This is a genomic window from Glaciihabitans sp. INWT7 (assembly GCF_014217685.1).
In the GTDB taxonomy this organism is placed as follows: Bacteria; Actinomycetota; Actinomycetes; order Actinomycetales; family Microbacteriaceae; genus Lacisediminihabitans.
In genome coordinates this window covers 3,019,124-3,045,236 of the sequence record NZ_CP043653.1, presented here as the reverse complement: position 1 = coordinate 3,045,236, position 26,113 = coordinate 3,019,124, and the positions used below count along the sequence as shown (strand labels likewise).

The window sequence follows — 26,113 nt, the reverse complement described above, 5'->3', positions numbered from 1 at the left end:
CGTTCGCCCAGCCTCACGACGTATCCTGTTCAGGTGATCCAAAACTTCTGGGCCAACGCCGCGTACTCGTTGATCCCGACGATCCTGCTCGGGCTGATCTTCTGGCTCGTGATGCGTTCGATCTTCCGTGCGGACCGCACCGAGCGCAAGGTCTATGCCGAGATCGAGGCCGAGGAGAGAGCCCGCTTCGATGCCGAGAACGCGGCCGCTCCCCGCTCGGCTACTCGCGAGCCCTGAGCCGCACGTTCGGCAGCTCCGGCGCCGGCAGTGGGCTGCCCGCGTAGCCGCGCACGGTGCCGAAGCGGCCGTCCTTGTTCTGGCCGCCCACGACATCCGCCTGCCAGTCCTGGCGGAATGCCACAATCTCCTCGTGGCTGCGGCCGATGAAGTTCCACCACATCACGATGCTCTCGCCCAGCGGTTCGCCGCCGATCAGCAGCAGGCGGGCGGGCGCGTCGCCCGCCTCCAGGTGCAGGATGTCGCGGCCGACGCCGACGGCACCGAGGTGTGACACGGGCACCGGCTCGCCGTCGAGCAACAGGTCGCCGGCATCCACGAGTACGGCGTGTTCGAAGCGCGGATCGACAGGCAGGTCGAGGGATGCTCCGGCCGGCAGGTCGAGCTGGGCGCCGACCAGCCCGCTGAAGACTGTCGCGGGCGAGCGTTGCCCCACCAGTGAGCCGATGAAGACCCGCACGGTAGTGCCGTCGAAGTCGACCGGCGATGGTGCGAAGTGCTCGAAGAATGGTGCGTGGTCGCGGCTGTCATCCGGCAGCGCGATCCAGAGCTGGGCACCGTGGAGAAGGGCGGTGGTGGCTGTCGAGACCTCGGAGTGGGCGATCCCGTGCCCCGCCGTCATCAGGTTGAGCTCGCCCGGCCGCACGAGCGCGTGGCTGCCGACGCTGTCCCGATGCTCGATCTCGCCGTTGCCTTGCACTCCGGCGAAGAGCCAGCTCACGGTCTGCAGACCGGTGTGCGGATGCGGCGGCACGACCATCCCGGTGGTCGCCGCCACGACATCGGGCCCGTAGTGGTCCACGAAGCACCAGGCACCGATGAGCGATTTCCTGCGCTGCGGGAGGGTGCGGCGCACGGACATGGCGCGGGGTCCGCCGAGGGGAACATCCCGAGGCTCGAGGATCTCGATCCCTCTCGACGCTCGGGGTGCCGGATCCTTGAGCAGCTCGGCCGGATGCTTTTCGAGGTTGCTCATGCGGGAATGCTACGCGGGTCAGTTCAGCTCCGTGGCGGCTCGATTCGCGCGGCCCCAGACGACGTTGAAGAGCAGCATCTGGAATAAGGTCACGTAGTACAGCGCGGTGGCCCACCCCAGGTCGTAGTTCGTGAAGTGCACCGCCGATGCGACGATCCATTCGGCCACGGAGACGATCAGCGCCAAACCTCCGACGACGGAGAATAGCGAGCGGGCGAGCGCGCGATCCCGTTCGTCCCGGTACTCCAGCGCGTTGAGTCGAGCGCGATCGCTCGACTCGCTTCGTCGGGCGAGCCGAGACTGAACGACAATCCCGACCGCGAGCAAGAGGGTGAAGGCACAGGCCACCCACGACTGGAACGCCGCCGCGGCGATCGCGGTGGCGAGGAACACACTCACCAGGATGATGTTCGGTGTCGACAGCGGAAGTTCGCGGCGATTAGCCATGGAAGATCTCCTCGATGGTGCCCTGGAAGTAGCGAGCGATGGCGAAGGCCAGGGGTAGCGACGGATCGTACCGTCCGGTCTCGATCGCGTTGATCGTCTGGCGAGAGACGCCGAGGGCGGTGCCGAGGGCGGCCTGGGACAGGTTCACGCCCTCTCGCAGTTCCCGCACGTCGTTGTCCATGGTGACAAGCTTCCTTTACGCATTGTCCCTGTGTCAAGGGTCCTTTACCTTCGTAAGGCTTGCGGCGGCGTGACTGGCCCGCCCACACCGAAGGCCCGGATGCGCAGGGCATCCGGGCCTTCGGTGACGCGAGACCGAGGTTAGACCTACGCGGGTGACGCCGCCGTGCTCGCTGTCACCGAGGTGGCGGCCAGGACCGGTACTCGCACCGGAGTGATGTCGGACGTGACCTTTGAGGCCGTCGAGTCGACGGCATCCAATTCTCCGCGGTCGATCGTCGTGGCCAACGGCTTCTCCTGCACGAACGCGAGGAGCACCGCGGCGACGAGCACGAGTGGCACCAGGTAGAGGAAGATCGGCGCGAGCGACTCGTTGTAAGCGCCGACGATGATGTTGCGGATGCCCTGGGGCAGTGCGTTGACAACCGCCGGGGTCAGCGAGTCGGTGCCCGATCCGCCCGCCGCTCCGGCCGGGAGGTTCTCGGCGAGGCTCGCGGTGAGGCGGGACACGAAGAGACTTCCCACGATGGCCGACCCGAGGGAGGAACCGATCTGGCGGAAGAAGTTGTTCGACGCGGTCGCGGTGCCGACCTGTGCGACCGGGAACGAGTTCTGCACGACCAGGATCAGGATCTGCATGCTCATGCCGAGCCCGAGTCCCATGATCGCGAGGTAGACGCAGATGATCCACACGGCGGTGGTGGCCAGCAGGGTCGAGAGGAGCGTAAGCCCCGCGGCGACCAGCACGGTTCCGATGATCGGGATCGCCTTGTACCGTCCGGTCTTCGACACGATCTGGCCCGAGACGATGGAGGACAGGAGCAACGCGCCCATCATCGGGATCATCAGGAAGCCGGCCTGCGTCGCGCCGACTCCGGTCACCATCTGCAGGTAGGTGGGCATGTAGGCGAGGGCCCCGAACATCGCGACTCCGGTGATGAGCCCGGCGGCGGTGGTCAGATTGAAGTTGCGGTTCTTGAACAGGTGCAGCGGGATCACCGGCTCGGCGGCCCGGCGCTCGATCAGTACGAAGGCCACGGCCGCGACGACCGTGCCGGCGATGAGGCCGATGATGATGGGCGAGTTCCAGTCGTAGGTGTTGCCGCCCCAGGTCGTGAACAGCACGAGGCAGGTGGCCGCGAGGGCGAGCACTGACATCCCGGCGTAGTCGATCTTCGGGTTGCGGGTCGTGCCCTTCGGCAGCTTGAGGAAGAAGACGGCGGAGGCGATGGCGACCGCGCCGAGGGGGATGTTCATCCAGAACGCCCAGCGCCAGCCGGGCCCGTCGGTGAAGAATCCGCCCAGCAGGGGGCCTGCGACCGAGGAGACGGCGAAGACCGCGCCCATGATCCCGGAGTACTTGCCGCGCTCGCGGGCCGGCACGACATCCGCGATGATCGCCTGGGCGAGGATCATGAGTCCACCACCACCGAGGCCCTGGATGGCGCGACCGACGATGAGGGCCGTCATCGAGTCGGCCAGGCCGCCGACGACGGATCCGGCGAGGAAGAGCGCGATGGCGATGATGAAGAGCGACTTGCGCCCGATCAGGTCTCCGAGCTTTCCGTAGACCGGCATCACGATCGTGGAAGCCAGGATGTAGGCCGTGGTCACCCAGAGCATGTGGCTGACGCCGTCGAGCTGACCGACGATCGTCGGCAGCGCGGTGGAGAAGATGGTCTGGTCGAGCGATGCCAGCAGCATCGCGACCATGAGGCCGGCGAAGACCAGCAGCACGTTGCGTTTGGCGGTCGGGGTGACCGTGGTGGTTGTCATGAAACTCTCTCCAGTACTGTGCGGAGCAGGTCGACTGCCCGGGTGTAGTTCTCGTGTGGGTCGCTCGAGGTGTCGCGCGGCCATTTCTTCATTGCGACGCGCATCGCCGCAAGGCAGACGCTGAGCAGGATCTGCGCAGCCTCCAGTCGTTCCTCCGGCGTATAGCTCGCGAATTTGTGTTCGGTGCTGAGCCAGTCGCCGACGACAAGGCCGAGACGGTCTTCCATCGCACTCACCCGCATGATCTGGCGGGTGAGCAGCTGCGGGTATTTCTCGAGCACGCGCCGGCGCAGGTCTCCCGATTCGTCGACGATGGTCGAGTCCACGATCACCGAGTACACGAGGGATGCCACGTCGTGCAGCACATCGTCGGTGCGGTTGTCCGACAGGTGGGCGATCGCCTCTTCGCTGACCTCGCCGGAATCGATGCCGAGCACGGCATCCTCCTTCGACGCGAAGTAGTTGAAGAAGGTGCGGGATGACACGTTGGCACGGTCGCTGATGGCGTCGACCGTCGCGTGCTCGAGCCCGACTTCGAGCGCGAGCTCCGCCGCCGCGGCGTAGATCGTGCGGAAGGTCGCGGCGCGCTTGCGCTCGCGGATCCCGACGTCTGCTATTTCGTTCATGAATGCATTCTTGCACACTCTGCAAAACAACGCAATCTGCAAAATTGCGGGCGTGCACTGCTTCAGTGAACCCCGAAAATGCAGGAGAATCGCCGCGGATTGGCCCTCACGCCGCCAGACGCATCACTTCGTGGCGAATCTCCTGCGTTTTCGTTGGCGCGCCGGGGCGGGTTTCACGTCACGACGAGCAGCTCCCCGACCTCGCACTCCAGCGCGCTGCAGATCGCCGCGAGCGTGGAGAACCGGATGGCTCGGGCCCGGTCGTTCTTCAGCACGGACAGGTTCACGATGCTCAGCCCCACCAGCTCGCTGAGCCTCGTTAGCGTCATCCCCCGTTCAGCGAGAAGCTCGTCGAGCCGGCAGTGGATTCCGGTCTCTTCCTCCATCAGACCAGCCCTGCGGTATCGCGCTGCAGTCGCTCGCCGTAGCGGAAGGCAGCCGCGAGAACCAGCATCGCCAGGCCAACCCAGATCGGCCAGAAGTCGACCTGCACGTGGGGAGTCGGGCTTGGAAATCCGATTATCGAGGTGATGCTTTCCCAGGTGACGACGTTCTGGAACTCGGCCGAACCCAGCTGAAGTACCTGGGTGGATGCGAGTGACTCGCCCACCCCGGAGCACAGCTGCCATCCGAGACCGCCGACGATGACGGTGATGCCGAGCACTCGGATGCCGCGGGTCACCGCCGTGTGGAAGGGGTCGCTGCGGAGGAGGGTTGAACACAGTGTCAGGACGACTATCGCGATCATGACGACGGTCGCGCCCTGGAGTAGTGCACTGCCGGCGAGCCACGTGCGGGCAGCACCGTCGAGTCCGGAGACCTGCACCTGCGCCGAGGTGAAGCCGCCACCCGTCACGTGTGCACTGGGGCCGGACGTGATGGCGGCTCCGGGCGGCAGTGTTGGCCAGAACTCGTAGACGGGAAGGCTGAGCGATACCGACGGTTCGAGGAAATCGGCCAGCACGGTGTACCCGGTGAAGAGGATGCCGCCGAGAATTGATAGGAATGCGATCACGCGCGTGAAGCCGATCACTCGCAGCCAGCGGGACTCCTGCCGCGCGCGGCGGTAGTTGGGACCGAAGGCCGCGGCGGCGGATCGGGCTGCCGCCGTCACTCGCGCCGCTCGAGAGGTGATTTCCGGAGGCTGGGTCACTAGACGAGCCCCTCGGTGTCGCGCTGCAGGCGCTCGCCGTATTCGAAGGCGAGCCCGACGAGCATCAGGCAGGCGCCGATGCCAAGGGGCGTGCCATCCACGGTGCCGATAATCGGCCAGAACCCGCTGACGATGCTGCCGCCGTTCAGCTGGTCGGCGGTCATCCACGCCGCGAGAAGCCCGAGTCCTCCGGAGAGCAGCCCGCCGATCAGCAGGATCGCACCCGAGATCGCCACGATGAGACTGAGCGATTGCCGGAACGCACGTCCGCGAAGCAGCCGCCAGGCGAGCAGGGCGACGGATGCCGCGATCGCGGCCTGGGTGAGCACACCGGCGACGCGCGCGATCGTCGCGAGCGCGACCGTGCCAGAGTCGAGACCGGAGACCACCATCGAGGCCGAGTCGTAGCCGCCGCTCACGATGGCGGCGGATCCGCGATCTGCCGCTGCGGGAAGGGCGTGGTCGAGCGCCAGGGTGAGTGGTGTCGTGCCTGAGGTGAGTGAGGCGATGACACCACCCAGCCCGAAGGCGAGCGCGAAGAGCCCTGCGGCCACGGCGAGGGCAAGGAATCCCCATACGGTGGCGCGGCTCACGGCGACGAGCGGCCCCTTCCCTGCGAGTTGGTCGACCTGCGACATGATGCTCTCCTAACGATAATCGATAACAACGATAATCGTTAAGCTAGTGGGACCGAATCTCCGTGTCAACCACGGGACGACATCGTGCTCGGCAAGAGGCACCCAAACGGGGGCGAGTAATTGTCACGACCGTTCACTAGCGTGGAGCGGGAGGGGGCTCATGAAGCGCATTGTACCGGCAGTCATTCTCGGCGTCTTGGTCGTGATCGCTGTTTCCGGTTGTTCTTTTGTGCGGGATTCGACCTCCGTGTTGGGTGCAATGGTCGACGATGCCGCGTCAGAGGCGATCGTCCAGCGTCTCGAAGTGGCGCTCGACGCACTGCCCGGCGTGGAGAAAGCGACCGCAGACTTTGACGCATTTGGAGTTTCGGGTCGGGAAGCGACAGTCGAAGTAACCGCGGCGGATGCCACAGCCCGGCAGCTCGTCACGATCGCCCAAACCGTGCGCCTCGCCTTTCGCGACCCCAAACTCAAAGTCTCGCGCCCAGTTGCGACTGTCTCGGTGGCAGGCGGCTCGCAACTCGTCCAAAGTGCCTTCGCCATGTCACGGGCCGACCTCACCGCCGACGTGACCTACTGGGTGCGACTGATCGGCATCCTGAAGACTCCGCTCAATATGGAGTTGACTGAAGAAAAGGGCGGATACGTAAGGGGAATCGGGTCACCAAACACCGCCGGTCCGTCAGCGCGAGAGGTGCGCGACCTGTGGCCAAGAGTCTTGGCTCTTGCCGATACGAGCTCGGCCGCAAGTAAGGCTCTCGACCTGCCCGGACTTCAGATTGGCGGAGTGCTGCCCCAGATCGAAGTGCTCGACCTCTTAGCCGACGTCGACCCCGCTCTCGGCCCAGCCGTCGGCTTCGTTTCGCGACCGGGAATCGCACCCATTACCAACCTCTGGCTCTCGATCGGGTCGGCGCCCGGCAGTATCACGGCATCGACCGACTGGCCACAGATCGTCGGCGCAGCGCGATTGGCGATCGCCTCCGGGCTTCCGAACTTGCAGTTCAGCTACCTCGCGAATCCAGACTCGACGGTGTCCCAGGGTGCCGTCTTCTTCGGCCCCTGCCCATTTGGCTCTACAGTTCAGGACGGCGATACCGCCTTTGCCGCCGCTCTGCGAGCCGCCGGTGTCACCCTCCCCGATGGTTCAGGAGCCGGCCGGTGCGATCTTCGATAGATGCCGTCACGCCTAGGGCGAACAGAGGCAGTAAACGCAGGGTCTGCTGGTTACTCTCTCTATAACGGCGCCACACCTGCATCGGTGCCAGAGGAGTAAACCATGTTCGAACGTTTCACAGACCGAGCCCGCCGGGTCGTCGTTTTGGCGCAAGAAGAAGCCAAGATGCTGAACCACAACTACATCGGCACCGAGCACATCCTGCTCGGTCTCATCCACGAGGGTGAGGGCGTCGCTGCCAAGGCGCTCGAGTCGCTCAACATCTCCCTGGACGCCGTGCGCGAGCAGGTCCAGGACATCATCGGCCAGGGTCAGCAGCAGCCGACCGGCCACATCCCCTTCACGCCGCGTGCGAAGAAGGTTCTCGAGCTGAGCCTGCGCGAAGCGCTGCAGCTCGGTCACAACTACATCGGCACCGAGCACATCCTGCTCGGTCTCATCCGCGAGGGAGAGGGTGTTGCGGCCCAGGTGCTCGTGAAGCTCGGCGCCGACCTCAACCGGGTGCGCCAGCAGGTCATCCAGTTGCTCAGCGGCTACCAGGGCAAGGAGCAGGTCGCTGTCGGCGGCGAGACCCAGGCCGCGGCCCAGGGCGGAAGCCAGATCCTCGACCAGTTCGGGCGCAACCTCACTCAGGCAGCGCGCGACGGCAAGCTCGACCCGGTCATCGGGCGCGAGAAGGAGATGGAGCGGGTCATGCAGATCCTGTCCCGTCGCTCCAAGAACAACCCCGTGCTGATCGGTGAGCCCGGCGTCGGCAAGACCGCCGTCGTCGAGGGCCTCGCCCAGGCGATCGTTCGCGGCGACGTGCCGGAGACCCTCAAAGACAAGCAGCTCTACACACTCGACCTCGGCTCGCTCATCGCCGGAAGCCGCTACCGCGGTGACTTCGAGGAGCGCCTGAAGAAGGTCACCAAGGAGATCCGCACCCGCGGCGACATCATCACCTTCATCGACGAGATCCACACCCTCGTCGGGGCCGGTGCCGCAGAGGGCGCCATCGACGCCGCATCCATCCTCAAGCCGCTCCTCGCGCGCGGTGAGCTCCAGACCATCGGTGCCACCACTCTCGATGAGTACCGCAAGCACTTCGAGAAGGATGCCGCTCTCGAGCGTCGCTTCCAGCCCGTGCAGGTGCACGAGCCCTCCCTCGCCCACACCATCAACATCCTCAAGGGGCTTCGCGACAAGTACGAGTCGTTCCACAAGGTGTCGATCACGGATGGCGCCATCGTCGCCGCCGCGAACCTGGCCGACCGCTACGTAGCCGACCGTTTCCTCCCCGACAAGGCGATCGACCTGATCGATGAGGCGGGCGCACGCCTACGTCTCTCGATCCTCTCGGCCCCGCCGGAGCTTCGCGAGTTCGACGACAAGATCGCCGTGGTCCGTGGCTTCAAGGAAGGCGCCATCGAAGATCAGGACTTCGAGAAGGCCGCGTCTCTCCGTGACGAGGAGAAGAAGCTCCTCGGCGAGCGACTGCGTCTCGAGAAGCAGTGGAAGAGCGGAGAGGCCGGCTCGACTGGCACCGTCGATGAAGGCGTGATCGCCGAAGTCCTCGCCGCGGCCACCGGCATCCCGGTCTTCAAGCTCACCGAAGAGGAGACCAGTCGTCTCGTCTTCATGGAGAAGGCGCTTCACCAGCGCGTCATCGGCCAGGAGGAGGCCATTTCGGCCCTGTCCAAGACCATCCGACGCACCCGTGCCGGACTCAAGGACCCGAAGCGTCCGAGCGGCTCGTTCATCTTCGCCGGTCCGACCGGTGTCGGTAAGACGGAGCTCGCGAAGGCGCTTGCCGAGTTCCTCTTCGATGATGAGAACGCCCTGATCTCCCTCGACATGTCGGAGTACGGCGAGAAGCACACGGTCTCGCGACTGTTCGGTGCGCCTCCCGGGTTCGTCGGCTTCGAAGAGGGTGGGCAGCTCACCGAGAAGGTGCGCCGCAAGCCGTTCTCCGTGGTGTTGTTCGATGAGATCGAGAAGGCCCACCCCGACATCTTCAACTCGCTCCTCCAGATCCTGGAAGAGGGACGCCTGACGGATGGCCAGGGTCGCGTCGTCGACTTCAAGAACACGGTGATCATCATGACCACCAACCTCGGCACGAAGGACATCTCCGGCACCCCCCTCGGGTTCACCTCCTCCACCGACACCGCAACCGGCTACGACCGGATGCGCGGCAAGGTGGTCGAGGAGCTGAAGAAGAACTTCAAGCCGGAGTTCCTCAACCGAGTCGACGAGACGATCGTCTTCCCGCAGCTCAGCAAGGACGAGCTCCTGCAGATCGTGGATCTGTTCATCAAGCGTCTTTCCGACCGCCTGCTGGACCGCGACATGACCGTGGAGATCACCGTGCCCGCCAAGGAGCACCTGATCAAGGTCGGGTTCGACCCCTCGCTCGGCGCCCGGCCGTTGCGCCGTGCCATCCAGCACGAGGTCGAGGACCAGCTCTCCGAGCGCATCCTCACCGGCGACCTGAACGCGGGAGACCACGTGCACGTCGATTACGTCAACGACGAGTTCGTCTTCACGACCGGCCGCCAGCCGGGTCGCGATTCGCTCGAAGCGGAGATCGCGGCGCTGGAAGCCTAAGCACTGCTGACGAATGAGCCTGTCGAGATCTCGGCAGGCTCATTCGGCGTTTAAGCTCTACGGATGACCTTTTCTGTGCGAGCAGCCCGCACCAGTGACGTGCCGTTCATCCAGGCTCTCGTCGAACCGCTCGTGCAGCGTCGCATCCTGCTCGGTAAGGATTCCGTCGTCTTCTACGAGGCGATCCAGGAGTTCCGCATCGCGGAAGACGAGACCGGCAACGTCATCGGCTGTGGTGCCCTGCACGTGATCTGGCAGGACCTCGCCGAGGTGCGCACTCTCGCCGTCATCGACGAGTGGCTTCACCGCGGTGTCGGCCACGCCCTCATGGGGCAGCTGGAGGCGGATGCCCGCGACCTGGGCCTCACCCGCCTGTTCTGCCTCACGTTCGAGGTGCCGTTCTTCACCCGGCACGGATTCGAACCGATGACGGAGGAGCCGATCGATCCGGCGGTGTACCTCGAGCTCGTTCGCTCGCCCGACGAGGGCGTCGCCGAGTTCCTCGACCTCGCCCGGGTGAAACCCAACACCCTCGGCAACACCAGGATGATCAAGAGAATCTAGGGTCTACCCCCGAATGAGGGTCGTCACTTAGTCTTTACCGAGCGTTCGCTTTCACGCCCTCCTACGGCCACCCGAGGACCGTTGGCTGGGATACGCGTGCGCTGATCACGCAGCTGTGTTCACTCGGGGAGGGCAATGATGACCGCATATTCAAGATTCGTGCGACGGATCGGAATCGGATTCCTGGCGGTGACCGCCCTCGTGGTGGCTCCGCTCGCGGCGCTGCCGAGCCAGGCGAACACCGCCGGCACCGGCGTGGTGATCAACGAGGTCTACCTCAGTGGGGGCAGCGCTGGAGCGGCATACTCCAACAAGTTCATCGAGCTCTATAACCCCGGTGCCTCCAGCGTGAGCCTCGCCGAATGGTCCCTGCAGTATCGCCCCGCGACCAGCACGGGTGCGGCATCCGGTGTCGTCGCGCTGTCGGGGTCGATAGCGCCCTCCGCGTACTTCCTCGTGCAGGGCGGCAGCAACGGCGTGAATGGCGCGCCGCTGCCGACCCCGGATGTGGTCGGCACTCTCAATCCGAGCGGCTCGGCCGGCACGATCATCCTCTCCAACTCGGCCTCTGCCCTCACGCTGCCGGCGGGCTCGATCACCGGCAACCCCGCTGTGGTCGATCTGCTCGGATACGGCACCTCCAACACCTTCGAGACGGCGGATGCCGCAGCTCCGGCCGGCAATACGGACGTGAAGTCGCTCGTGCGCACGGCGTTCGCCGACTCCGACAGCAATGCCAGCGACTTCACGCTCACGGCGACGATCACGCCGAAGGCTGGCGGGCCGAGCGACCCGGGCGGTCCCACTGATCCGCCCGTCGCGCTGTCGATCGCCGAGATCCAGGGCACGACGGACGTCAGTCCCCAGGTCGGCAAGACCGTCGAGACCACCGGCGTCGTGACCGCCGCCTACCCCACCGGCGGGTTCAACGGCTTCTACCTGCAGACCGCCGGCACCGGGGGAGCGCTCGACCTCGACACCCACACCGCATCCGACGGCATCTTCGTCTACTCCCCGAGCACGGTCGCCAGCGTCGAGATCGGTGACCACGTGAAGGTCACCGGGGCGGTGAGCGAGTTCAGCCACCTCACCGAGCTCTCCGTGGCATCCGCCGCCGGGCTCACCGAACTCGACAAGTCCGGGATCGTCGCACCGGTGCCGACCACCGTCGGCTTTCCGGCCACGGATGCCCAGCGCGAGTCGCTCGAGGGAATGCTCGTTGCACCGCAGGGCGCCTACACCGTGACGGACAATTACTCCACGAACCAGTACGGCGAGATCGAACTGGCTCACGACACGAGCCCCCTGCTGCAGCCCACCGCCGTTGCTCCGGTGGGCACGGCCGGCTACCTCGCCGCGATGGCCAAGAATGCGGCCATCAGCGTGACTCTCGATGACGGGGCGAGCACGAATTTCCTCTCCGCGGCGAACACCGGCAAGCCACTCCCGTGGCTGAGCCTCGCCTCCCCCCTGCGGATCGGCGCACCAGTCACCTTCACGCGGCCGGTGATCCTCGACTTCCGCAACAGCCTGTGGAAGCTGCAGCCGACGGCCGAACTGACTCCCGCCGACGCCGCCGCTGTGCAACCGGCAGTCTTCGCAAACACGCGCACGACCGCGCCGAAGAAGGTCGGCGGCACCCTGAAGGTGGCCACGTTCAACGTGCTCAACTACTTCCCCACCACGGGGGAGAAGCGTGTCGGATGCACCTACTACACCGACCGCGAGGGCGTGCCCACGACAGTCAACAACAGCGACGCTCCGGGCTGCGGCGTGCGCGGCGCGGCTAACGAGGCCAGCTTCCAACGCCAGCAAGCCAAGATCGTCACGGCGATCGGAGCGCTCGGCGCGGATATCGTCTCGCTCGAAGAGATCGAGAATTCCGCGAAGCTCGGGCAGGACCGGGATGCCGCGGTCGCGACTCTCGTAACGGCCCTGAACGCGAAAGGCAAGATCTGGGGCTACGTTCCCTCGCCCGCGACGGTTCCCGCGGCGGCCGATGAGGACGTCATCCGCACCGCGTTCATCTACCGCACGGCTGCGGCCAAGCCGGTCGGGTCATCCTCGATCTTGATCGGATCGCCGGCGTTCGCCAACGCGCGTGAGCCGCTGGCCCAGGCCTTCCAGCCGGTGCGGGGCAAGAAGGGATCGACCTTCCTGATCATCGCCAATCACTTCAAATCAAAGAGCCCGGGCGCAACCACCGGGGACAATGTGGATGCCGGCCAGGGTGCCTACAACGGCGACCGCACCCGGCAGGCGCAGGAGCTCATCGCCTTCGCCGAGCAGCAGAAGAAGGCGGCGAAGACCGACAAGGTGCTGTTGGTCGGTGACTTCAACTCCTACGAGCAGGAGGATCCGATCCTCACGCTCGCGGCCGCCGGCTATGTCGATCAGGTGACGAAGACGGGCAAGCAGACGTATGCCTTCGATGGCATGGTCGGCTCGCTCGACCACGTCTTCGCGTCGCGTGCGGCCGATCGAGCCGTGTCCGGTGCGGATGTCTGGAACATCAACTCCGTCGAGTCCGTCGGCCTGGAATACAGCCGCTTCAACGCCAATGTGACGAACCTCTACGAGGTGAGTGCGTACCGGTCGAGTGACCATGACCCGGTCATCCTCGGCCTCGATCTGCCGACCAAGGGTGGAGGCCACGGTGGTGGAGACGATGGCCACCACGGCGGGCATGACGGGCATGGTGGGGGCGGCCACGGCGGCTGCGGTCATCGCTTCTTCTAGAGTGCTGCGAGCCGGTCACACGCCCCCGCAAATGCCGGGCAAATGGGCGCGCGCTGGCTACCCTTAGCCCATGTCGACGTTTCGAACTCCTGTCGGCCCGCAGCCACCGAAGGTGTACTGGCGTCGCCGCCTGATCCTCGGTCTCGGCGCGCTCGCAGTGATCGTGATCATCATCCTGATCGTGGTGCGCCCGGGAGCGGGAAGCCCGAGCCCGTCCAACTCGGCGAAGCCCGGCGCATCCCCGTCCGGGACGCCGAGCGCCGCAGCGTCCGCTCCCGCCGCCGGGGCCCCGTGCGTGCCGGCCAAGGTAAAGCTCGTGGCAGTGACCGACAAGACCACCTACGCGTCCACCGAACAGCCGCAGATCAGCATGTCGATCACCAACACGGGCAGCGTCGCCTGCACGATCAACCTCGGCTCGACCCAGCAGGAGCTCATCATCACCAGCGGCTCCGAGACCATCTGGGACTCGAAGGACTGCCAGACGGCGCCCGTCGACACCCCCGTCACGTTGAAACCAGGCGAGGTCGTGCCCACCCCGCCGATCGCCTGGGACCGCACCCGCTCGTCCAAGACCACCTGTGACGCGAGTCGTCCCCCGGTGACCGCCGGTGGTGCGAGCTACCACCTCGGCGTGAAGGTCGGGGCGCTCAGCTCCAAGTCCACCGTGCAGTTCCTGCTCAACTGAGTGTGTTCGGCAGTCACCTAGGCTGACGGGATGTCCATCCGCCCGGCAGCCCCCGGATCGATCGGGGCTGCGCTCCGTCTCGGCGGTGTCCTGCTCGACGGCGGACTCGGTACCCAGCTCGAGACGCGCGGGCACGATCTCTCGTCGTCACTGTGGTCCGCACGGCTGTTGCTCGAGAATCCGGGCGCGGTTCTCGACGCTCACCGGGAGTACTTCCGAGCCGGAGCGGATGTCGCCATCTCCGCCTCCTACCAGGTGAGCCACGACGCACTCGCTTCAACCGGGCGCGATGCCGGCGCGGTGGACGACCTGCTTCGCCTCAGCGTGTCACTGGCTTCGCAGGCGCGCGACGAGATCCGTCCGGATGGCTGGGTCGCGGCCTCGGTCGGGCCCTTCGGTGCCTCCCGCGCGGACGGATCGGAGTACCGCGGAGACTACGGACTCACCGTCGGCGAGTTGCGCCAGTGGCATCGCCGCCGGCTGCAGGTGCTGATCGACACCCGGGCCGACGTGCTCGCGGTCGAGACCATCCCGTCGCTCGCCGAGGTCGAGGCGATCGTGAGCGAGATCGATGGCACCGGGATGCCCGCCTGGATCTCGGTCACGTCGGCGGCTGGTCTGCTGCGCTCCGGGGAGTCCCTCGAGAGGGCCTTCGAGATCGCCTCCGACATCGAAGAGGTGATCGCCGTCGGCGTCAATTGCACCCATCCGCGCGATGTCGCCGCTGCGATTGTGGCCGCACGGCGAATGACATCGGTTCCGGTGATCGTGTATCCGAACTCGGGCGAGGACTGGGACGCTGTCGGGCGTCGTTGGACGGGGGAGCCAGGGCTTTCCGGATCCCTGGTGCAGGAATGGATCGCACTCGGCGCCGGGGCAGTCGGCGGCTGCTGCCGCATCGGACCGGCGCAGATAGCATCGCTCGCCGCGGCGACGGCGAGCTAGCGTCAGAACGCGGGAACGTCCGCCTGCTGGGTTGGTGCGGCCGCGAAGGCCTTTCGCATGGCCTCGCGGAGCAGACCGTGGTCCGCATCGATCACCGTCGTGTAGCCCAGCCGACGCGCCTCGGCCACGCGCTGCTTGGCTTGCGACACGGCGCGGATCTCGCCGGCGAGGCTGATCTCCCCGATGGCGGCGAGCGATGCCGGCAGTGCGATGCCGCTGTGAGCGCTGGCGATCGCCAGCGCGATAGCGAGGTCCGCCCCCGGCTCGGTGAGCTTGATGCCGCCCACTGTCGACACATAGACATCGCACTCGCTGAGTTTGAGAGCGGCTCGACGCTCGAGCACCGCGAGAAGCATCGCGACCCGCGAGGAGTCCACTCCGTTCGTCACCCGCCGGGGATTGGGAGCACTGGACTTGACGATCAACGCCTGCACTTCCACGGGCAGGGCGCGGCGCCCCTCCACCGCGACCGTCACACAGGTGCCGCTGACGGCGACCTTTCCGCGGGAGAGGAACAGCCCGCTCGGGTCTGCGACTTCGGCGATACCGTCCCCGGTCATCTCGAAGCAGCCCACCTCGTCCGTCGGTCCGAAGCGGTTCTTGTGGGCCCGGATGAAGCGCAGCGAGGTCTGCCGGTCGCCCTCGAACTGGCACACGACATCCACCAGGTGCTCGAGCAGTCGGGGACCGGCGATCGAGCCGTCTTTCGTGACGTGACCAACGAGCAGCACCGGCAGGTTGCGGTCCTTCGACACGCGGATGAGAGTGGCCGCCACCTCGCGCACCTGGGACGGGCCGCCGGCGAGTCCATCGACCAGCGACGACGACACCGTCTGCACCGAGTCGACGATGAGCAGGTCGGGCTTCACCTGGTCGATCTGGCCGAGCACGGTGGCGAGATCGACCTCTGCGGCGAGGAAGAGCAGCGGCTGCAGTGCGCCGGTGCGCTGGGCACGCAGGCGCACCTGGCTCACGGACTCCTCGGCGGTCACGTAGAGCACGCGCATGCCGTTCGCGGCAGCCTTGGAGGCGACTTCGAGAAGCAGGGTGGACTTGCCGACCCCCGGCTCCCCGCTCAGCAGGATGGTGGCACCCGGCACGATTCCGCCGCCGAGCACCCGGTCGAATTCGGCGATGCCGCTCGGCCAATGCGCCACCTCGTCGGCGCTGATCGCGACGATGGATTTCGCGGTGCGATCCTCAGTGAGGGTGACGGCTCGCAGTCGACCGCCCAGCGGGGGAGGCGAGTCCGCCGCATCCACGATGGTGCCCCAGGCCTGGCATTCGGCGCAGCGGCCGGCCCATTTCGGGGTGGTCCAACCACACTCGGTGCAACGGAAAGTGGACTGGACTCGTGCCATGATCGACAGCCTAAGCGAGGCCGCCGTCACCGGCGTCGGCACCGTCGCGCTCGGTGGACAGGTCGATCTCGTCGATGAGGGGGAGGAACGCGGATGCCCACACCCGGTAGCCGCGATCGTTCGGGTGGAAGAAGTCGGCCGCCACCCGGTTGAGGGCGTACAGCGCCGCCCCCTGTCTGCGGGTGCGGGCATACAGGGGCGCAACGGGGAATCCGTGTTCCTCGGCGAGACGGTGCACAACGGCATTCGCCACCCGCACATTGCGTTCCGCTGATCCCAGGTAGAACGAGGGCACTTCGGCGACGATCGAGCCGACGGGCAGGGAGGCGAAGATCTCGGTGAGCTCGCGGGTGAAGCGGTCCCGATCGAAGGCCGGCATGTCGTTGGCACCGACCGCGACCGTCACGACGTCGGGCGAGAGTCGTCGCAGCGGGGCCAGTTGCACGGCGATCGCCTCGCGCAGCCGGGCGCCGGAGATGCTCAGATTCACGACGCGCACCGAGCGCCCGGTGCGCTCCCGCAGATGCCGGGCGATCAGTCCGACGTAGCTGCGCCCCGGTTGGCTCGCGCCGACCCCCTGCGCGGCCGAGTCGCCGATCGCGACGTAGAGCAACTCGCCGCCCTTCGCCCGCTGCTCTTTCCACCACCGGGCGTTCAGGTGCAGGGTGCGGGCAAGCCGATCGGCGCCGGCGCGCTGCCGGCGCACCGCGAGATGCCGCACGACGACGGCGATGACCACCAGGGCGGCAACCGCGACGCCGGTCACGATCCAGGAAAACGCGGTCACGGTTCCACTTTAGGGGAGGTGATCCGTGACCGATCAAGCGGGTGTACTAGGATCATCTGCGGAACCGTGTCCGAGCGGCCGAAGGTGCAACTCTCGAAAAGTTGTGTGGGTGAGAGCCCACCGTGGGTTCAAATCCCACCGGTTCCGCCAATAGAAATTCTGGTCTGAGCGCTATTTTCTTTTCCGCAGTCGCGCGGTTGCCCACAACACAACCAAGTCTCGCCCGCGACTCTCGCGGACTCGGTCGCGCCGCAGAGCCAGAAATCCTGCACGCGCAGTTTCGTCGATCCGGGCCTCCCGCTCCTAGCCCGCCGGCCCAGCAAGAATCGTCTGGATGCCGGCAACCTGCCCGTCCCGGATTGTCAGGATGTCGAGCCCTCGAGCAACAGGCGAACCGGGCGGGCCGAAGGTCCACGCGAGTGCCGCCGTCTCTCCGCCGAGATATCTAGGTCCGGCATCTTCGAATGAGAACTCGGCGGGCGCTCCAGCGAGGAGTGCTTCGGCGGCGTTGTCGACCGCATCCCATCCCGTATGAATGCCCTCAGGGTCGCTGAAAGTGACGTCTTCTGCATAAAACCTCTCGATTGCTGCGCGTCGCCTCTCGCGATTTCGTTCCCCGAAAATTTCGTGCAGATTGGCGTGAAGCAGTTCGCTTGGCGTGGGCATCTTGTCTCCTTGATGTGTTCGTTGAGGGTCAGGGTTCGACAGAGTTGTCGGCATTTCTCAGCGATGCCTCGGCCGCACGTCCGCCGGCTGGCCTACGGGTGATGAGCATCACTGAGCGCACCGCGACCGCGACAACCAGCGCGGTGCAGGCAATCACCGCGACGACTGTTGCGGCCTGCCAACCCGAGAATTGAACGAGTGAGAACCACTCGATGCAGTAAGCAGCGGTGGCCGCAACAGGAAAGGTGAACGACCAGAACCCGAGCGTGAAAGTCAACTTTCGGTAGACACCGATGAGAAACAGCTGGATCAGAATCATGAGAATAAGGACGCCGAGCAGGCTCATCGATACCGCATCGGCCATGAGACCTTGCATGGTGAACCACGCGGTTCCGCCCACCGCTGGCGGTGCGAGCATGATCGCCATGGTCGGCGCGAGCGCGCCGGGCAAAGGAGTCAGAAAGGTCAGCCGCGCCAGCAGCACTGCGATGATCACGACCGAGAAAAACATGCCAACAGCGAAGGCACCCATCGAAAGATCGATGAGCCCTACCTTGAACGATGCGCTTGCGGCGATCAGGCTCGACCCCGCCGTGGGCAGGAGATAGGCGCCGTGTACTGACTCCGGCGCGAGAGGGCTGGAGATCCAGAACGACAACAGCCATCCGGCGAAGAGTGCAGCGGCGACGATTGAGAGTGCGACGAGCACGGTTCCGCCCGCTGGCCAGAAGGCGTGAAGGTGGGCACCAAGCAGCATTCCTGCGGCTGGCATGATCGAAGCGATCGGACCCTGAGCGGGATGCTTCAGCTGAGACAGCAGCGTCGCGCGACTTCGCACACCCCGAACGGTGTGGGCGACAATCAACCACACCCAGGCACCCGCCGCGATCGCCCAAACCACCTCCGCGAGTGCGGGGTGCCAGGACAGCGCGGTCGATGCGATAGACCACACTGCTGCGAGTCCGGCCAGGCCGAACGAAATCGCAAACGTGTTCAACGGGATTCGTTGAACGCGTGCTTCGGGAAGACTTCGCGTCACGATGGCCTCTCGCCCATCCGATCAAGTTCGAGTACCGCATCGACGAATGCCTGCGGTTTTTCCTGAGCGAGGTTGTGCCCTGCGTCGGCAACGACGTGGTGGATGTGCGATCCCGCCAGGTGTTTCGCGTAGCCGGACCCGTCGGTTGCCGGAAAATTGCCGTCTGCCGAGCCATCCAGCGTGATTACCGGAACCGCGATCGATGGCAGTTCGCTCAGCCGAAGCTCGAGGTCTGCATAGCGGGGGTGGCCAGGCGCCAGCCCGAGACGATGCCGATAGGAGTGAATGACCACCTCCACATAGTCAGCATTATCGAAAGCCCGGGCGGCCCTGGCCAGCTCCTCGTCGGTGAACGACCAGCGAGGAGAATTTCTCGTCCAGATCACTCTCGCAATCTCTTGGCGGTTCTCCTCGAGACCTGCCCGACCCCGCTCGGTGGCGAAATAATAGAAGTACCAGAGACCCGCCTCGATGTGCGGATCGATCGGCCTGACCGATGCGGCAATGTCTTGGATCAGGTACCCGCTCACCGAAACGAGCCCCGTGCATCGCTCTGGCCAGAGAGCTGCGGCGACGCATCCGGCTCTCGCTCCCCAGTCAAACCCGGCGAAGGCGGCTCGTTCCACATCGATGGCTGTCATGAACTCGACAAGGTCGGCGCCGATCGCGGCCTGCTGGCCCGAGCGCCCGGCATCGTCGAGGGCCACCGTGCCCCCATGCCCGCGAAGGTACGGCACGATCACCCGCCGACCAGCTTCGACGAGAAGGGGCGCCACCTCGCCGAAGCTGTGAACGTCGTACGGAAAGCCGTGCAGCAGAATCACTGCGTCGGCGTCGCGCGGTCCCAGATCGAAGTATTCGATGTTCAGCGTGTCGGTCCTCACACTGAGCCGCGAAGCATCCTCGAACACACCCATCTTTCCGCCCCTAGTTCTCGGGCGACTCGACGAACGAGGCGATGGGTTCACCAATCTTCACGACGTACGTCGAGAGCATGTGACCGGTTCCTGGCCCGAGATCGAGTGCGTTGTGAGGGGTATCTGGCGGGATGAGAAATCCGTCACCGGCGTGCAGTTCGAGCGTCGGTGAGTGGGCGATCTTCATCTCCACGGTTCCTTCGACGATGTATCCGACTTCCTCACCGGGGTGAGTGTGCCATCCCGATTGCACCCCGACGGGGATCTCGGTCAGAACCTGCACGATCTCCCTGCCCGGAATGGACGACGAGTGGTGCTGCACCTCGGTGCGCTTGAGGGTGCCCGCGAGTGCGTCGTGCGGGTCTGCGGACGTGTCATCCATGATCGTCACTTCTTCTCTAGTTCTGGGATGACCGCGATGCAGTCGATCTCGATTCCGTAGCCGGGCAGGTTGGCGCCGACCGCTGTGCGTGCGGGTAGTCGTGAGCCGAAGGCGCGCCGATAAGCGACGTTGAACTCGGGCAGGTCGTTCAGGTCGGCGATGAAGACACCGCATCGCGTGACATCGTCGAGGGTGGCCCCCGCAGACTCGAGCACGTGTGCCAGATTCTCGAGCGCCACCTCGGTCTGCACACCGATGCTCCCGCCGACGAGCTGCCCATCGCGAGTGGAGATCTGGCCGGAGACGAACACGAACCGTCCTCCCGCTATCACCGCCGTCGAATATGGCTTGTCTGCCGAATTTGCCACTCGCGTTATCTCCACGGTCTTTTCTTCTGCTCGGCCGGCCCGGTCGCCCGTCTAAGCCTGCGACGTCGCTGCGGCGGCTTGCTTGATCAGGTCGACGACCTGACCGGCTTCAGGAATGCCGACCGTGTGCGAGCCGCCCACGAGCTCCACCGTCTTGCGGGAACCTGCACGCTCGGCCATGAATCGATGCATTGCCACAGGGATGTTGCGGTCTTCGGCGCCGAACAGGAACCACGAAGGGACCGTCTTCCAGGCGGGCTCGCCTGATGCTTCACCGAAGGCGGACTGAAGGATGGGGCGCTGCGTCACAGCCATCACGCCGGCAACTTCAGCCGAGGAATCCGCCGCGAACTGGGAGTGGTACTTCTCCTGCATGATGTACAGGTCCGTTCCGCCGGGTACCTCAACGGTGGTGAGGGTGTCCCCGAGTGTCGAGCCAGGCATCCTGCCCGCGAGGTCACCGGGCGTCTCGCCGGCGACGGGGGCGAATGCACCCACGAAGACGAGCGCTTTCACGTTCGGGTTGTCGGTGCCGCCGCCGCTGATGATCGTGCCGCCGTACGAGTGTCCGACGAGCACGATGTCGCCAGAGACATCCTTCAGCAACGAGCGGAGGTATTCCGAGTCGAATGTGACACCTCGAAGGGGGTTGGCCACCGCGATGGCGGGATATCCGTCTGCCAGCAGGCCAGAGATCACGCCTTCCCAGCTGGATGATTCGGCAAACGCCCCGTGAACGAGTACGACTGTTGGCTTGCTAGACGGTTGCGTGATGCTCATTTCGTGGTTCTCCTCACGGATGGGGTGCTCGAATCCGGGAGGACTGCGCACCTGCGGACGGTTCAGTCCTGCCAGTTTCGGCCGCATGGGCCGCTGGAAAACCCATGCCAGCCGCCTATCTTGTTTCACGGTCGCAGGTAGCAGTGCCCCCTGCTAGCAGGGGGCTAGGTGACGACGCACGGAAAACGTGCGCTGATTGTCGTTCCACTTCCGTCGATGCTGTGCACGGTCAGCGACCCACCAAGGGCATCAACCCTGTCGCGCAGGCCGGTGAGACCCGAGCCGCGCGACGGATCGGCTCCGCCGATACCGTCGTCAGTGACATCCACAATCAAGATGCCGTCGCGATAGTCCGCGCCCACGCGAACTTTCGCATCCCCACCGTGCTTGCTCGTGTTGGCAAGAGCTTCGGACACGACGTAGTAGGCAGCCACCTCGATAGCGCTGGGCAAGCGTGGCACGAAACCCAAATCGACTTCGGTAGGAGTGCCGGTATGACGCGCGAGAGAGCGGAGGGCCGGCGGGAGGCCACCATCGGAGAGGATCGCGGGGTGGAGCCCTCGCGATAGCTCGCGAAGTTGCTCCAGAACATCGTTCAGCTGCTCGGTGACGCCGACGATGTCGTCACGCTGCGCAAGCCCTGACGGCAGTGAGGTTCCGACCGAGCTGAGATTCACCGCGGCGGTGATGAGTCGTTGCTGGATACCGTCGTGCAGGTCCCGCTCGAAACGATGACGCACCTCGTCGGCGGTCTTCACGATTCGCGCGCGAGACTCGATCAGCTCGAGTCGACTCTGAAGATTCGCGAGTGCGATCGCAATCAGGTCTGCGAACCGCACCATTCGCTCTCCAGTATCGGCGGGTAATGGCTGCGGCCTACCGGATCCGACAATCAGCGCGCCCCACAGCACGCCGTCCACGGTAATCGGTGCGCCGACAGCCGAGCTCATTCCAGCCCCCCGCTGCACTTCAGCGATTTCGCCGTCCACTCGTGTGTAGTCGTCTACCCGAGCCGGGCTGCCGGTCTCGCGCACCTGACACGTGACGCTAGTGCCGCGGGTACTCAGGCGCGCGCCCACGGGGATGTTTCCGCCCAATACTCCCCAGCTGGCCACGAAGGTCGCCATGTCGTCGGGCTCGAATCGCGCCATCTTCGCGCCCTCGACGTCAATCAACCGACCGAGTTCCTCGGCGATCGTGGCAAAAATATGGTCGGGTGGGGTGCCCCTGGCTACGAGTTCGGCGACCCGGAACAGAGCCGTCTGTTCTGCCGCAAGTTCTTCGAACGCCGCCCGGGCACGAGAGTTCGAGATCACCGAAGAGATCAGATCGGTGAAGGCGACAAGCCGGGATTCGGTGCCGGCCGGAAGAGCTTGCCCACTAGTGGAGTGCACCAGAATCGCGCCCCACACCGCGTCGTCCACAGCAATGGGTACTCCGACAGAACTTGCAATGGCGAATCGATGTCGCGTGACCTGGGAACTGGCGTCAAAGACGACGCTCTCGACCCGCGTGGGAGCTGCGGTTTCGACAATGACCTGGGCTAACTCGTCGTCGGCCAAGGCCCACCGGTTGAGGTCGATGAGCGTGTCATCCGCTTCGCCCCAGGCCGCCACAACCTCCGGGTGCGCGCCAGAGGTGAACTGCAAGATCTCAAGAAAATTGGCGGGTATCGCGGAGGACACGTGGCGAGCTACCGTCTCCAGCACCACTCGTGGCGATGCTCCGTGAGCAACCAACCCTGCTGCGGCTCGCAGGGCACCCAGTTCTGACTCGAGAATTTCGGCTGAGGCCTGCGCCATCGGTCGCTCCTCTTCAATGACTGCTCCAGTGACAGCGTATTGTTTCGAACCAAGTTGACCCCCAAACTGGTCGAATGTCGAGTAGTGAAAGCGCCGGCCGTGGACGCGGAACCCGAGTGATCATCGCCGACGACGACGTCTTGCTTCGTGCAGGGCTGGCGAGCCTGCTCACAAGCGCGGGTTTCGAAGTGGTCGAGCAATTCGGGGATGCAGAGAGCTTGCTCGAGGCCGCCATCGAACACGGGCCTGAGTTGCTGATCATCGACATCCGGATGCCTCCGACCCACACCCTCGAGGGGCTGCGAGTTGCCCAGGCCATCCGGCGGGCTTTGCCCTCCGTAGGAATCATGGTGCTCTCCTCCTACGTCGAGGTGGACCACGCGATCACGCTGCTCACCGGCGGATCAGGCATCGGTTATCTGCTCAAGCAACGGGTGTCTGACGTCGACGAGTTCGTGCTCGCATTGGAGCGCGTCGCAGCGGGGGAGTCGGTAATCGACCCGCAGCTCGTGCAGGAGCTGCTTATTGCCCGCCGCACAGTCGACCCCCTCCTCGAACTGACCAGTCGCGAGCGCGATGTTCTGTCGTTGATGGCACAGGGCCGCTCGAACCTGGGGATCGGCCAGGCCCTGCATGTGTCGGAGGGCACCGTCGAAAAGCACGTTCACCACGTACTTCAGAAGCTTGGATTTGCTGACGGTGAGCAGACCGACCATCGGCGGGTGTTGGCGGTGATCGCCTTTCTCGAGCGCGCGTGATCAACTCGGCCGAAATGCGATTGTTTGCCCACATCGTGAAGAGCGGTTACGCGAACGTGGGTTCACCTGCCACCGGTTGCGCCCGACGAATGCCCCCCACTGTGATAGCGGGGTTTTCCTCGCGAGGCGTGCTTTCAAGACACCGACGGACTAGACGGTCGACCGGTAGACCTCGATCTCCCAGTCGCTGGCGAGGGCCGCGATGGCGGCGACCGCCACGAGCACCGGCGCGACTACGGCGGCGACCACCCCCGCGTTCACTGGAATCTCCATCACGGTGTGACCCGCGCCGTCTTTCACGGTAATCCGCCGCACGTTGCCCTCGTGGAGCAGCTCCCTGACCTTGGCGACCATCGCCTCGCCCTTCACCCGCAGCTTCTCGGCGAAGGGTTCTTCCGGTGGTTCCGTGCCGTTCTGGGTGCTCATGGTGATGTTCCGTTCTGCCTTGATGGGAATGGTGACTCCCATCCAACAATGCCCGTCAGACAATCGCCAGGGGCGAAGGTCCCGCCCTGGAGTGCAGTCTCAGACCCCGGGAAGATATCACCGGAACCGGAAGCTCGTAATCTGATCCGTCCCGCTGCTCCGCCCGACTCCTGAACGTAGGCTTGCGGCCTCTGGAGGCAGCGATGGAGCGCAACGAGAGTTCGGGACGAGCACACCTCCGGTCCGGGCGCGACTTCCCGAGCAACACCGCTCCCACGCTCGCTCGCAATCCGGCCGTTCAGCAGACCACCACCTGGACCTCCACCCGGTTCGACATCGTCCTCGCCCCGGAGCGGGCGTGAGGGAATAGATTCCGGATCTATGTGTTTGCATATATATAAATCACGGCGGAAGGAATCCATCCCATGAGCTCAATCACATCGGGCCTACACCACGTCACCGCTATCGGTGGCAATCCCCAGAAGAACATCGATTTCTACATCAAGGGCATGGGGCTGCGCCTCGTCAAGAAGACCGTCAACTTCGACGACTCGAAGACCTATCACCTGTACTACGGTGACGCCGCCGGAAGCCCGGGGAGCCTGATGACCTTCTTCCCCTGGAACGGAGTGCCCCAGGGCGTCATCGGCAGCGGCCAGTCGACGACCACCGCCTTCTCCGTGCCGCAGGGCAGCATCGGTTGGTGGAAGCGTCACTTCTCCGACCTCGGCATCGATTCCTCGGCGGTGGAGGTGAGCCCCGATGAGGAGCGGCTCTCGCTGCGCGACCCCGACGGGCTTCAGCTCGACCTCGTCGCGTCGTCTGTCGCCGATCCGCGGAATCCGTGGGACTCGGCATCAGTACCAGCCGAATACGCCATTCGCGGCCAGCACTCGTCGGTGCTGACAGTCGCAGACCCCGCGGGGACCGTCAGCGTGCTCACCCACGATCTCGGGCTGAAGCTGCTCTCGGAGACGCCGGGTCGATTCCGCTTCGCTGCCGGTGAGGGCGCGGCCGGCGGAATCGTGGATGTCGTCGCCGACAGTTCTGCACCGGTCGGGCTGACCGCGGGTGGAACCGTGCACCACATCGCCTTCCGCGCTCCGGATGCAGCGGCACAACTCCAATGGCGGGATGAGCTGCTGAACCGCGGCCTCCAGGTCACCCAGGTGCTCGACCGGCAGTACTTCACCTCGATCTACTTCCGCGAGCCGGGTGGAGTTCTCTTCGAGATCGCGACGGACACCCCCGGCTTCGACATCGATGAGCCCCTTCTCGAACTCGGTCGTGGTCTCAAGCTGCCGCCGTGGCTCGAGCCGTCCCGCGAGATGATCGAGCGTTCGGTTGCCAAGATCACGGTGCCCGAGGAAAACAACCCCTCCTTCGCCGCTCCGCAGGCCTAGTCCGATGACACGGGACGACGCCTCTCTCGATCGGCCGCACGTATTCCTTCCGGGCGCCGGCCCGGAGTCTGCGGTGCTGCTCGCGCTTCATGGCACCGGAGGCTCCGAGGAGTCCATGGCGGATTTCGCCCGGCAGCTCGATGACGATGCCGCCGTGCTCGCCCCCCGGGGACTCGTCGTGGAGGGGCCACACGCGCGGTGGTTCCGACGTATGGGTGAAGGGGTCTTCGACGTGGACGACGTGGAAGTGCAGGCGGATCGCCTCGCCGACTTCGTTCTTCGGGCACAGGAGACTTACTCGCTGGGCGAGCGGCGGTTCATCGCCGTCGGATTCTCCAACGGAGCCAATATGGCGCTGGCGCTGGCCACACGTCATCCCGAGCTGCTGACGGGAGTCGTGGCGTTCTCCGGAATGTACCCCTATGCAGACCGAGAGCTCAGCACGGGTCTCAGTGGGCTGACGGCCCTGCTTCTCAACGGGCAGGACGATGCGATGGCCCCGCAGCCGAGCGTGGCCCGGCTGGAGGGGCAGCTTCGTGAAAGGGGTGCCACCGTGGATCGTCGCACCCGCGCCGGCGGGCACGGTGTGACGGAAGAAGAACTGCAGACAGCGCGGGAGTGGCTCGGGCCCGCGACTTCTCGATAGCGGTCGGGTTGGGCGCGGCAAAGGAGACGCCGGAGGGATTCCC

At 65.3% G+C, this 26,113-nt stretch carries 29 protein-coding genes and 1 tRNA gene; 12 read left to right on the top strand and 18 right to left on the bottom strand.

Features of this window, described 5'->3' with window-relative positions:
- The first annotated feature begins 33 nt into the window (after nucleotides 1–33).
- Nucleotides 34–237 carry a hypothetical protein gene (locus F1C58_RS14740; protein ID WP_370543669.1) on the top strand — a complete coding sequence of 68 codons (204 nt, stop codon included), beginning with the start codon at nucleotides 34–36 and terminating at the stop codon, nucleotides 235–237.
- On the opposite strand, the gene F1C58_RS14735 is transcribed toward F1C58_RS14740, so the two are convergent.
- From F1C58_RS14735 to F1C58_RS14700, 8 genes are all read right to left on the bottom strand, one after another.
- Entirely contained in the window at nucleotides 221–1,213 is a 993-nt protein-coding gene (locus F1C58_RS14735; protein ID WP_185201799.1) for a pirin family protein, read from the bottom strand. The genes F1C58_RS14740 and F1C58_RS14735 overlap by 17 nt on opposite strands.
- An 18-nt stretch (nucleotides 1,214–1,231) precedes the next feature.
- Nucleotides 1,232–1,660 carry a hypothetical protein gene (locus F1C58_RS14730; RefSeq protein WP_185201798.1) on the bottom strand — a complete coding sequence of 143 codons (429 nt, stop codon included), beginning with the start codon at nucleotides 1,658–1,660 and terminating at the stop codon, nucleotides 1,232–1,234.
- Nucleotides 1,653–1,841, bottom strand: coding sequence for a helix-turn-helix transcriptional regulator (locus F1C58_RS14725; RefSeq protein ID WP_185201797.1), 189 nt, complete (start codon nucleotides 1,839–1,841; stop codon nucleotides 1,653–1,655). The genes F1C58_RS14730 and F1C58_RS14725 overlap by 8 nt, the downstream gene beginning before the upstream one ends.
- A 146-nt stretch (nucleotides 1,842–1,987) precedes the next feature.
- Nucleotides 1,988–3,616 carry an MDR family MFS transporter gene (locus F1C58_RS14720; RefSeq protein ID WP_185201796.1) on the bottom strand — a complete coding sequence of 543 codons (1,629 nt, stop codon included), beginning with the start codon at nucleotides 3,614–3,616 and terminating at the stop codon, nucleotides 1,988–1,990.
- Nucleotides 3,613–4,242 carry a TetR/AcrR family transcriptional regulator gene (locus F1C58_RS14715; RefSeq protein WP_185201795.1) on the bottom strand — a complete coding sequence of 210 codons (630 nt, stop codon included), beginning with the start codon at nucleotides 4,240–4,242 and terminating at the stop codon, nucleotides 3,613–3,615. The genes F1C58_RS14720 and F1C58_RS14715 overlap by 4 nt, the downstream gene beginning before the upstream one ends.
- Before the next feature lie 173 nt (nucleotides 4,243–4,415).
- Nucleotides 4,416–4,628 carry a helix-turn-helix transcriptional regulator gene (locus F1C58_RS14710; RefSeq protein ID WP_185201794.1) on the bottom strand — a complete coding sequence of 71 codons (213 nt, stop codon included), beginning with the start codon at nucleotides 4,626–4,628 and terminating at the stop codon, nucleotides 4,416–4,418.
- Nucleotides 4,628–5,395 carry a hypothetical protein gene (locus tag F1C58_RS14705; protein ID WP_185201793.1) on the bottom strand — a complete coding sequence of 256 codons (768 nt, stop codon included), beginning with the start codon at nucleotides 5,393–5,395 and terminating at the stop codon, nucleotides 4,628–4,630. Before F1C58_RS14705 ends, F1C58_RS14710 begins: the two co-directional genes overlap by 1 nt.
- A complete protein-coding gene (locus F1C58_RS14700; protein ID WP_185201792.1) occupies nucleotides 5,395–6,033 on the bottom strand; it encodes a hypothetical protein in 639 nt (212 codons plus the stop codon). Before F1C58_RS14700 ends, F1C58_RS14705 begins: the two co-directional genes overlap by 1 nt.
- Nucleotides 6,034–6,193: 160 nt before the next feature.
- Between F1C58_RS14700 and F1C58_RS14695 the strand changes: the two genes are divergently transcribed.
- The 6 genes from F1C58_RS14695 to mmuM all read left to right on the top strand — a co-directional run bounded on the left by F1C58_RS14695 (nucleotide 6,194) and on the right by mmuM (nucleotide 14,735).
- Complete coding sequence (locus F1C58_RS14695; protein WP_185201791.1) at nucleotides 6,194–7,210, top strand: cation transporter; 1,017 nt, start codon at nucleotides 6,194–6,196, stop codon at nucleotides 7,208–7,210.
- 102 nt (nucleotides 7,211–7,312) lie between these two features.
- Entirely contained in the window at nucleotides 7,313–9,799 is a 2,487-nt protein-coding gene (locus F1C58_RS14690; protein ID WP_185201790.1) for an ATP-dependent Clp protease ATP-binding subunit, read from the top strand.
- 63 nt (nucleotides 9,800–9,862) lie between these two features.
- Entirely contained in the window at nucleotides 9,863–10,363 is a 501-nt protein-coding gene (locus F1C58_RS14685; RefSeq protein ID WP_185201789.1) for an amino-acid N-acetyltransferase, read from the top strand.
- A gap of 138 nt (nucleotides 10,364–10,501) precedes the next feature.
- On the top strand, nucleotides 10,502–13,102 hold the full coding sequence (locus tag F1C58_RS14680; protein WP_255461141.1) for an ExeM/NucH family extracellular endonuclease: 2,601 nt from the start codon (nucleotides 10,502–10,504) through the stop codon (nucleotides 13,100–13,102).
- Nucleotides 13,103–13,172: 70 nt separating this feature from the next.
- Complete coding sequence (locus F1C58_RS14675) at nucleotides 13,173–13,790, top strand: hypothetical protein (protein ID WP_185201787.1); 618 nt, start codon at nucleotides 13,173–13,175, stop codon at nucleotides 13,788–13,790.
- Between the two features lie 30 nt (nucleotides 13,791–13,820).
- The gene (gene mmuM, locus F1C58_RS14670; protein WP_185201786.1) at nucleotides 13,821–14,735 is read left to right on the top strand and encodes a homocysteine S-methyltransferase; all 915 of its coding nucleotides are present in this window, start codon (nucleotides 13,821–13,823) and stop codon (nucleotides 14,733–14,735) included.
- Between the two features lie 2 nt (nucleotides 14,736–14,737).
- Here mmuM and radA read toward each other — a convergent pair whose 3' ends face one another.
- Both radA and F1C58_RS14660 read right to left on the bottom strand, forming a co-directional pair.
- Nucleotides 14,738–16,096, bottom strand: a complete 1,359-nt coding sequence (gene radA / locus F1C58_RS14665) for a DNA repair protein RadA (RefSeq protein ID WP_185201785.1) — start codon at nucleotides 16,094–16,096, stop codon at nucleotides 14,738–14,740.
- A gap of 10 nt (nucleotides 16,097–16,106) precedes the next feature.
- Nucleotides 16,107–16,883 (bottom strand): SGNH/GDSL hydrolase family protein, encoded by a 777-nt coding sequence (locus tag F1C58_RS14660; protein ID WP_185201784.1) that lies wholly within the window; start codon nucleotides 16,881–16,883, stop codon nucleotides 16,107–16,109.
- Nucleotides 16,884–16,943: 60 nt separating this feature from the next.
- Between F1C58_RS14660 and F1C58_RS14655 the strand changes: the two genes are divergently transcribed.
- Nucleotides 16,944–17,033, top strand: a tRNA-Ser gene (locus tag F1C58_RS14655).
- Nucleotides 17,034–17,186: 153 nt separating this feature from the next.
- On the opposite strand, the gene F1C58_RS14650 is transcribed toward F1C58_RS14655, so the two are convergent.
- The 7 genes from F1C58_RS14650 to F1C58_RS14620 form a co-directional block, all read right to left on the bottom strand.
- Complete coding sequence (locus tag F1C58_RS14650; protein ID WP_185201783.1) at nucleotides 17,187–17,549, bottom strand: nuclear transport factor 2 family protein; 363 nt, start codon at nucleotides 17,547–17,549, stop codon at nucleotides 17,187–17,189.
- Between the two features lie 28 nt (nucleotides 17,550–17,577).
- On the bottom strand, nucleotides 17,578–18,501 hold the full coding sequence (locus F1C58_RS14645; protein WP_370543668.1) for a transporter: 924 nt from the start codon (nucleotides 18,499–18,501) through the stop codon (nucleotides 17,578–17,580).
- An 83-nt stretch (nucleotides 18,502–18,584) separates the two neighbouring features.
- Nucleotides 18,585–19,505: an alpha/beta fold hydrolase gene (locus tag F1C58_RS14640; protein ID WP_185204180.1), complete on the bottom strand. Its 921-nt coding sequence runs from the start codon at nucleotides 19,503–19,505 to the stop codon at nucleotides 18,585–18,587.
- A 10-nt stretch (nucleotides 19,506–19,515) separates the two neighbouring features.
- The gene (locus F1C58_RS14635) at nucleotides 19,516–19,887 is read right to left on the bottom strand and encodes a cupin domain-containing protein (protein ID WP_185201781.1); all 372 of its coding nucleotides are present in this window, start codon (nucleotides 19,885–19,887) and stop codon (nucleotides 19,516–19,518) included.
- A gap of 5 nt (nucleotides 19,888–19,892) precedes the next feature.
- Nucleotides 19,893–20,255, bottom strand: a complete 363-nt coding sequence (locus F1C58_RS14630; protein WP_255461139.1) for a RidA family protein — start codon at nucleotides 20,253–20,255, stop codon at nucleotides 19,893–19,895.
- A 51-nt stretch (nucleotides 20,256–20,306) separates the two neighbouring features.
- Nucleotides 20,307–21,035, bottom strand: coding sequence for an alpha/beta fold hydrolase (locus tag F1C58_RS14625; protein WP_185201779.1), 729 nt, complete (start codon nucleotides 21,033–21,035; stop codon nucleotides 20,307–20,309).
- A 164-nt stretch (nucleotides 21,036–21,199) separates the two neighbouring features.
- On the bottom strand, nucleotides 21,200–22,747 hold the full coding sequence (locus tag F1C58_RS14620; protein WP_185201778.1) for a GAF domain-containing sensor histidine kinase: 1,548 nt from the start codon (nucleotides 22,745–22,747) through the stop codon (nucleotides 21,200–21,202).
- 206 nt (nucleotides 22,748–22,953) lie between these two features.
- Here F1C58_RS14620 and F1C58_RS14615 point away from each other — a divergent pair, with 206 nt between their 5' ends.
- Nucleotides 22,954–23,595 (top strand): response regulator transcription factor, encoded by a 642-nt coding sequence (locus F1C58_RS14615; RefSeq protein ID WP_255461138.1) that lies wholly within the window; start codon nucleotides 22,954–22,956, stop codon nucleotides 23,593–23,595.
- Nucleotides 23,596–23,745: 150 nt separating this feature from the next.
- Here F1C58_RS14615 and F1C58_RS14610 read toward each other — a convergent pair whose 3' ends face one another.
- Nucleotides 23,746–24,063, bottom strand: coding sequence for a DUF4342 domain-containing protein (locus F1C58_RS14610; protein WP_255461137.1), 318 nt, complete (start codon nucleotides 24,061–24,063; stop codon nucleotides 23,746–23,748).
- 161 nt (nucleotides 24,064–24,224) lie between these two features.
- On the opposite strand from F1C58_RS14610, the gene F1C58_RS14605 reads away from it, so the two are divergent.
- The 3 genes from F1C58_RS14605 (at nucleotide 24,225) to F1C58_RS14595 (ending at nucleotide 26,070) form a co-directional block, all read left to right on the top strand.
- Nucleotides 24,225–24,383, top strand: a complete 159-nt coding sequence (locus F1C58_RS14605; RefSeq protein WP_185201776.1) for a hypothetical protein — start codon at nucleotides 24,225–24,227, stop codon at nucleotides 24,381–24,383.
- Between the two features lie 63 nt (nucleotides 24,384–24,446).
- A complete protein-coding gene (locus F1C58_RS14600; protein WP_185201775.1) occupies nucleotides 24,447–25,424 on the top strand; it encodes a ring-cleaving dioxygenase in 978 nt (325 codons plus the stop codon).
- Nucleotides 25,425–25,428: 4 nt separating this feature from the next.
- Nucleotides 25,429–26,070, top strand: a complete 642-nt coding sequence (locus F1C58_RS14595) for an alpha/beta hydrolase (RefSeq protein ID WP_185201774.1) — start codon at nucleotides 25,429–25,431, stop codon at nucleotides 26,068–26,070.
- Nucleotides 26,071–26,113: the final 43 nt, after the last annotated feature.